Genomic DNA, 7,475 nt, shown 5'->3' on the forward strand with positions numbered 1-7,475 from the left:
GTCGGTCAGGAGCCGAGTTCGCGAACCGCCTCCGCGAACGCGTCACCGCGCTTGTTGTAGTTGGCGAACATGTCCATCGAGGCACAGGCGGGAGCCAGCAGCACCGTGTCGCCTGCGACCGCGAGCCGCCGGGCCTCCCGGACGGCCGCGAGCATCGCCCCAGTGTCGGTCCGGTCGAGGTCGACGACGGGTACTTCCGGCGCGTGTCGCGCCAGGGCTTCGCGGATCAGGGCGCGGTCCTGTCCGATGAGCACGACACCGCGAAGTCGCTTTGCCGACTTGGCGACCAGCTCGTCGAAGGTCGCACCCTTGGCGAGTCCGCCCGCAATCCATACGATCGACTCATATGCCGCCAATGAGGCTTCCGCGGCATGGGTGTTGGTGGCCTTGGAGTCGTCGATGTAGGCGACACCGTCGACATCGGCCACGTGCGCGATGCGGTGCGCGTCCGGCGTGAAGTTCCGAAGCCCGTCGCGTACGGCCTTGGGTGGCACCCCGAAGGCACGCGCGAGGGCCGCCGCGGCAAGGGCGTTGGCGATGTTGTGCGGAGCCGGCGGACGGACGTCGGAGACCTCGGCGAGTTCCTGGGCGTTCTTCTGCCGGTTCTCCACGAAGGCGCGGTCGACCAGGATGCCGTCCACGACGCCGAGTTGGGAGGGACCGGGAGTGCCGAGGGTGAAGCCGATGGCCCGGCAGCCTTCCTCGACGTCGGCCTCGCGGACCAGGTCCTCGGTGGCCTTGTCGGCGACGTTGTAGACGCAGGCGACCCGATTGCCCTCGTAGATACGGCCCTTGTCCCTGGCGTAGGCCTCCATGGAGCCGTGCCAGTCGAGATGGTCGGGGGCGAGGTTGAGCACCGCCGCCGAGTGCGCCCGCAGCGAGGGTGCCCAGTGGAGCTGATAGCTCGACAACTCCACCGCCAGGACGTCGTACTGCTCCTCGCCCAGCACGACGTCCAGCAGCGAGACACCGATGTTGCCGACGGCCGCCGTGCGCAGACCCGCCGCCTTCAGGATCGACGCCAGCATCTGGACGGTGGTGGTCTTGCCGTTGGTGCCGGTCACGGCGAGCCAGGGGGCGGCGTCGGGTCCGCGCAGCCGCCAGGCGAGTTCGACGTCGCCCCAGATGTCGACTCCCGCCTCGCGGGCCGCGGTGAACAGCGGCTTGTCCGGCTTCCAGCCGGGCGCGGTGACGACGAGTTCCGTGCCCTCGGGCAGGGTGGCGCCGTCTCCCAGCCGCACGGTGACCCCCAGGGCCTCCAGTTCGGCGGCCTGTTCACGCGCGCGTGCGTCGTCGCCGTCGTTGACGACCGTGACGACCGCCCCGCGCGCGTGCAGCACCTTGGCCGCCGGGATGCCCGAGACGCCGAGTCCGGCGACGGTGACGTGCTTGCCCTCCAGGGAGAGCCCCTGCCGGTCGGTCACTTGTCCGCTGCCCATCCCGCGTAGAAGAGGCCCAGTCCGACGATCACGCAGATGCCCTGGATGATCCAGAAGCGGACCACCACCAGGACCTCGGACCAGCCCTTGAGTTCGAAGTGGTGCTGGAGCGGCGCCATCCGGAAGACGCGCCGGCCGGTGAGCCGGAACGAGCCGACCTGGATGACCACCGACATGGTGATGAGGACGAACAGACCGCCCATGAGGGCCACCAGCAGCTCCGTGCGGGAGAGGATGGCCAGGCCGGTCAGCACGCCGCCGAGGGCGAGCGAGCCGGTGTCGCCCATGAAGATCTTGGCGGGCGAGGTGTTCCACCACAGGAAGCCGAGGCAGGCGCCCATCAGCGCGGAGGCGATGACCGCGAGGTCGAGCGGGTCGCGCACCTCGTAGCAGGCGCCCGGGTTGGTCAGGGTCTGCGCGTTGGCGCAGGACTCCTGGAACTGCCAGACGCCGATGAACGTGTAGGCGCCGAAGACCAGGACGGAGGCGCCGGTGGCGAGGCCGTCCAGACCGTCCGTCAGGTTCACGCCGTTCGACATCGCGAGGATCATGAACAGCGCCCAGACCACGAACAGCACCGGGCCGATCGACCAGCCGAAGTCGGTGATGAACGACAGCTTCGTGGAGGCCGGGGAGTTGCCGCGGGCGTCCTGGAACTGCAGGGCGAGCACCGCGAAGGAGATGCCGACGATCAGCTGGCCGGCCATCTTCGCCTTGGCCCGCAGGCCCAGCGAACGGCGCTTGACGATCTTGATGTAGTCGTCGAGGAAGCCGACCAGGCCCATGCCGACCATCAGGCCGAGCACCAGCAGACCCGAGTAGCTGGGCGCGTAGCCGGTGATCACCTTGGAGAGGAAGTAGGCGGCGACCGTGGCCAGGATGAAGGCGATGCCGCCCATCGTCGGCGTACCGCGCTTGCTGGCGTGCTCACGGGGGCCGTCGTCCCGGATGTACTGCCCGTAGCCCTTGCGGGCCAGGAGCTTGATCAGCAGCGGGGTGCCGACCAGGGTCAGGAACAGACCGATGACTCCCGAGAACAGGATCTGCTTCATCATCGGGCAGCGACCTCACCCTCGGCACCGGTCGCGAGCAGCGCCTGGGCGACGCTCTCGAGGCCGACCGAACGGGACGCCTTCACGAGCACGACGTCCCCCGGGCGCAACTCGCTGCGCAACAGGTCGACCGCCGCCTGTGCGTCGGACACGTGCACCGACTCCTCACCCCACGAACCCTCGTTATATGCGCCCAGTTGCAGCCAGGACGCTTCCCTGCCCCCGACCGCGACGAGCTTGCTGACGTTGAGCCGGACGGCGAGCCGTCCGACCGCGTCGTGCTCGGCGAGCGCCTCGTCCCCGAGCTCGGCCATCTTGCCGAGCACCGCCCAGGTCCGCCGCCCCCGGCCCATCGCCGCGAGCGCGCGCAGGGCGGCTCGCATGGACTCGGGGTTCGCGTTGTAGGCGTCGTTGACGATGGTCACGCCGTCCGGTCGCTCGGTGACCTCCATGCGCCAGCGGGAGAGGGAGTCCGCCTCGGAGAGCGCGGTGGCGATCTCTTCCGCGGACATGCCCAGCTCATGGGCGACGGCGGCCGCGGCGAGCGCGTTCGACACGTGGTGCTCACCGTACAGGCGCATGGTCACATCGCTTGCACCGGAGGGTGTGTGGAGCCGGAAGGCGGGCTGTCCGGTGTCCGTGAGTCGCACGTTCTCGGCGCGTACGTCCGCTTCGTCGGCCTCGCCGAAGAGGACCACCTTCGCCTTCGTTCGGGACGCCATGGCCCGTACGAGCGGGTCGTCCGCGTTGAGGATCGCGGCGCCGCCGTCCTGTGCCGACGGAAGAGCCTCCACGAGTTCGCCCTTGGCCTGCGCGATCTGCTCGCGGCCGCCGAACTCGCCGATGTGGGCGGAGCCGACGTTGAGCACCAGCCCGATCCTCGGCGGGGTCAGCTCGGTGAGGTAGCGGATGTGGCCGATGCCGCGGGCGCCCATCTCCAGCACGAGGAACCGGGTGTCCTCGGTGGCGGACAGGGCCGTGAGCGGCAGCCCGATCTCGTTGTTGAGCGAGCCGGGCGTGAACACCGTCGGCGCCTTGCGCCGCAGCACCTGGGCGATGAGGTCCTTGGTGCTGGTCTTGCCCGCGGAGCCGGTGAGCGCCACGAGGGTCGCGCCGAGGCGGCGTACGACATGACGGGCGAGGGCGCCGAGGGCGGCCTGGACGTCGTCCACGACGATCGCGGGCACGCCGACGGGCCGCGAGCCCAGGACGGCCACCGCGCCCGCCGCCACGACCTGCTGGGCGAAGTCGTGGCCGTCGACGTGCTCGCCGACGAAGGCGACGAAGAGCCCGCCCGGCTGCACCTCCCGCGAGTCCCGGACGACCGGAGCGGTGACCTGGACGGACGGATCCGGTATGTCGTGCGTCTGCCCGCCGACGACTGAGGCGATCTCGGCGAGAGAGAGGGCGATCACAAGTTCATCCCTGGGTCTGCTGGATGGCTTCTCGAAGCACCTGGCGGTCGTCGAAGGGACGGACCACCCCGGCGATGTCCTGGCCCTGCTCGTGGCCCTTGCCCGCGACGAGCACGGTGTCTCCGGGCCGTGCCCGGGCGACGGCCGCTGCGATCGCGGCCGCCCGGTCCTCGAAGACCTGGACCTCGCCGCGTTCGTGTGCTGGTACGGACGCCGCGCCCTCGAGCATGGTTGCAAGGATGGCGAGCGGGTCCTCGGAGCGGGGGTTGTCGGAGGTCAGTACGGCGGTGTCGGCGAGGCGGGCCGCGGCGGCGCCCATCGGGCCGCGCTTGGTCCTGTCCCGGTCGCCGCCGCAGCCGAGCACGACGTGCAGCCTGCCCTCGGTGACCTTGCGCAGGGCGCGCAGCACCGACTCGACGGCGTCGGTCTTGTGGGCGTAGTCCACGACCGCGAGATAGGGCTGTCCGGCGTCCACGCGCTCCAGCCGCCCGGGCACGCCCGGCACCGCGGCGACACCGTCGGCGGCGGCCTGCGGGTCCAGGCCCGCGGCGGCGAGGGCCACGATCGCGGCGAGGGTGTTGGCCACGTTGAAGGGGCCCGGCAGCGGCGCCTTGGCTTCGATGCGCTCGCCCTCGGGGCCGATCACGGTGAACGTGGAGTCGAGTTGGCCGATCACGACGTCCTCGGCCCGCCAGTCGGCGTCCGGGTGGCCCTCGGCGGAGTACGTCACGACCGGGACGGTCGCCTCCACCGCGAGCCGGCGGCCGTACTCGTCGTCGAGGTTGACCACGCCGAGTCTGCTGCGCCGCGGTGTGAACAGCTGCGCCTTCGCCTGGAAGTAGTCCTCCATGCCGGAGTGGAACTCCATGTGTTCCGGGCTGAGGTTGGTGAAGACGCCGATGTCGAAGACGCAGCCGTCGACCCGGCCGAGGACCAGGGCGTGGCTGGAGACCTCCATGGCCACCGCTTCGACCCCGCGCTCCCGCATCACCGCGAACAGGGCCTGCAGATCGGTGGCTTCGGGGGTGGTGCGCTCGGACTTGATGCGCTCGTCGCCGATGCGCGTCTCCACCGTGCCGATCAGGCCGGTGTTGTTCTTGGTCTTCAGACCGCCCTCGACGAGGTAGGCGGTGGTGGTCTTGCCGGAGGTGCCGGTGATGCCGATCTGCAGCAGGTCGCGGCCCGGGTGGCCGTAGATGGTGGCCGCCAGTTCACCCATCCGCCCGCGCGGGTCGTCGACGACCAGGACCGGCAGGCCGGTGGCCGCCGCGCGCTCGGCGCCGGTCGGGTCCGTCAGCACCGCGACCGCGCCGAGGCCGGCGGCCTGGTTGGCGAAGTCCGCGCCGTGCAGACGGGCGCCCGGAAGGGCGGCGTACAGGTCGCCGGGTCGGACCGCGCGTGAGTCATGGGTGATGCCCGTGACCTCTGCGGCGCTCTCGGGCCTTGCGGCACCCAGCTGATCGGCGAGCTCCGCGAGGGGTGTGACGGAGACCTGAACCGGTCGTGGCGGCCCCGGATATGTCACGGAAACGCCCTTCTGGGTGGTTTGGGACTGATCAGCGTGTGGCACGGCGGTGAGCGTACCGGGCGCACCCGCCCGGGAGCGAAGCGAGGGGCGGGGGGCGTCCGGCTTGCCGGAGTCGGGAGTGATCATGGTCACGGAGCGTTCCTGGCTGGTTGCGCTGATCAGGGTGTGAAGGTGACGGGCAGGGCCGCGGGCTTCGCGCCGGTGGGCGGGACCTGGAGGGTCTTCAGTGCGAACTCCATCACCTCCTTGAAGATGGGTCCGCAGATCTGGCCGCCGAAGTAGCTGCCCTTCGTCGCGTTCTGGATGGCGCAGTAGACGGTCACGCGCGGGTTGTCCGCGGGGGCGAAACCGGCGAACGAGGACGTGTATCCGCGGTACTTGCCGGTGGCCGGATCCACACGGTTGGCCGTACCCGTCTTGCCCGCGACCCGGTATCCGGGGATGCGCGCCTTGGTGCCGGTGCCCTCCTGGTCGTCCACGACCGACTCCAGCATCTGGGCGAGCGTCTTCGCCGTCTTCGCGCTGACGACCCTGGTCTTGTGGGGCTTGGCGGCCGGCGTGAAGCGCCCGTCGGCCCCCTTGGCGCCGCGGACGAGGGTGGGCTCGACACGGACGCCGCCGTTGGCGATCGTCGAGTAGACGGACGCCGCCTGCATGGCGTTGAGGGACACGCCCTGGCCGAAAGGAATCGTGTACTGCTGCGATGTCGACCACTTGTCGGGCGGCGCGAGGATGCCCTTGGTCTCGCCCGGGAAGTCGAGTCCGCTGTAGCTGCCGATGCCGAACTTGCGCAGGTACGAGTAGAGGACCTTGTTGGCCTGCGCCTGCGTTCTGCCGAGCTGGCCGGTGGCCAGGATGGTGCCGATGTTGCTGGACTTGGCGAGCACGCCGTTGAGGGTGAGGTCCCAGGTGGCGTGGTCGATGTCGTCCTTGAAGAGCCGGTCGCCGCGGTGCAGCCGGTTGGGCACCACGACATGCGTCAGCGGGGTCGCCACGTTCTCCTGCAGTACGGCGGCCATCGACATGATCTTGGCGGTGGAGCCGGGCTCGTAGGCGTCCTCGACGGCCCAGTTGTGCAGGGCGTTCGGGTCCGCCTTGGACAGGTCGTTGGGGTCGAAGCCGGGCGAGTTGGCCATGGCGAGGATCTCGCCGGTCCGGGTGTCCTGCACTATCACGTACCCGCGGTCCGCCCCGGACTTCTTGACCTGCTCGCTGATCGCGTTCTGGGCGGCCCACTGGATGTCCCGGTCGATGGTTAGCTCGACGTCGCTGCCGGGCACCGCGGGCGTCTCGGTGGAGCCCGCGGTGGGGATGAGCCGGCCTCCGGACTGGGCGTAGCGGATCTTGCCGGCCTTGCCGGCCAGTTCCTTGTTCAGCTCCTGCTCGACGCCTCCGCCGCCCTGGCCGGTGTCGTTGACCCAGCCCAGTATCCCGGCGGCGAGGTCGCCGTTGGGGTAGACGCGCTTGCTGCTGGGGTCGGCGAAGACGCCGGCCAGGACGTTGGCGGTGCCCGGGTCGGTCGCCGCCTTCTGGGTGAGCGCGTTCCTCAGGTCCTTGATCTGCGTCCAGACCTGCGGGGTCTGACGGCGCGCGAGCAGGACGTAGCGCAGCTTCTTGTTGGCCGGCCGCAGCTTCTTGACGAGGGTGGCCTGGTCCTGCCCGAGGATCGGCGCGAGCAGCGCGGCCGCCTGCTCCGGGCCGTCGTCGATCTTCAGCTGGGCGCGGGTGAACATCGTCGGGTCGGCCGTGAGGTCGTAGGCGTCCACGCTGGTCGCCAGGGTCACGCCGTTGCGGTCGGTGATCCCGCCGCGCTCGGCGGCCAGGGTGTGCACGACGTACCGGTTCTGTTCGGCCTTGGCGGCGTACGTGCTCGCGTCGACGGCCTGGACCTGCAGCAGCCGTACGACGAACGCGATCAGCACCAGGGTGAGCGCCAGCGCGACCATGCGCAGCCGGGGGCGGGGGCTGCCGAGCTTGAGGAGGTTCGGGGCCGCGGTCCGGCCCGCCGCGGGACGGCGGGCCGCCGGACGAGCGCCGGGGC

5 protein-coding genes are annotated in these 7,475 nt (G+C 70.5%); all 5 read right to left on the bottom strand.

Features of this window, described 5'->3' with window-relative positions:
- Nucleotides 1-5 precede the first annotated feature (5 nt).
- Entirely contained in the window at nucleotides 6-1,439 is a 1,434-nt protein-coding gene (murD, locus tag GRC12_RS07085) for a UDP-N-acetylmuramoyl-L-alanine--D-glutamate ligase (protein WP_208778217.1), read from the bottom strand.
- The gene (mraY, locus tag GRC12_RS07090) at nucleotides 1,421-2,491 is read right to left on the bottom strand and encodes a phospho-N-acetylmuramoyl-pentapeptide-transferase (RefSeq protein ID WP_208778222.1); all 1,071 of its coding nucleotides are present in this window, start codon (nucleotides 2,489-2,491) and stop codon (nucleotides 1,421-1,423) included. The genes murD and mraY overlap by 19 nt, the downstream gene beginning before the upstream one ends.
- Nucleotides 2,491-3,906: a UDP-N-acetylmuramoyl-tripeptide--D-alanyl-D-alanine ligase gene (locus GRC12_RS07095; RefSeq protein ID WP_133042848.1), complete on the bottom strand. Its 1,416-nt coding sequence runs from the start codon at nucleotides 3,904-3,906 to the stop codon at nucleotides 2,491-2,493. Before GRC12_RS07095 ends, mraY begins: the two co-directional genes overlap by 1 nt.
- A gap of 4 nt (nucleotides 3,907-3,910) precedes the next feature.
- A complete protein-coding gene (locus GRC12_RS07100) occupies nucleotides 3,911-5,431 on the bottom strand; it encodes a UDP-N-acetylmuramoyl-L-alanyl-D-glutamate--2,6-diaminopimelate ligase (RefSeq protein ID WP_208778218.1) in 1,521 nt (506 codons plus the stop codon).
- Between the two features lie 161 nt (nucleotides 5,432-5,592).
- The coding region (locus tag GRC12_RS07105) for a peptidoglycan D,D-transpeptidase FtsI family protein (protein ID WP_244372192.1) at nucleotides 5,593-7,475 on the bottom strand (1,883 nt) is incomplete at its 5' end.

It is taken from the genome of Streptomyces griseorubiginosus, from assembly GCF_017614965.1.
Taxonomy (GTDB): Bacteria; Actinomycetota; Actinomycetes; order Streptomycetales; family Streptomycetaceae; genus Streptomyces; species Streptomyces griseorubiginosus_B.

What these genes read in the sequence shown, in the direction of transcription:
- murD (WP_208778217.1), bottom strand. Translation starts at nt 1,439, where the DNA reads ATGGGCAGCGGACAAGTGACCGACCGGCAGGGGCTCTCCCTGGAGGGC.
- mraY (WP_208778222.1), bottom strand. Translation starts at nt 2,491, where the DNA reads ATGAAGCAGATCCTGTTCTCGGGAGTCATCGGTCTGTTCCTGACCCTG.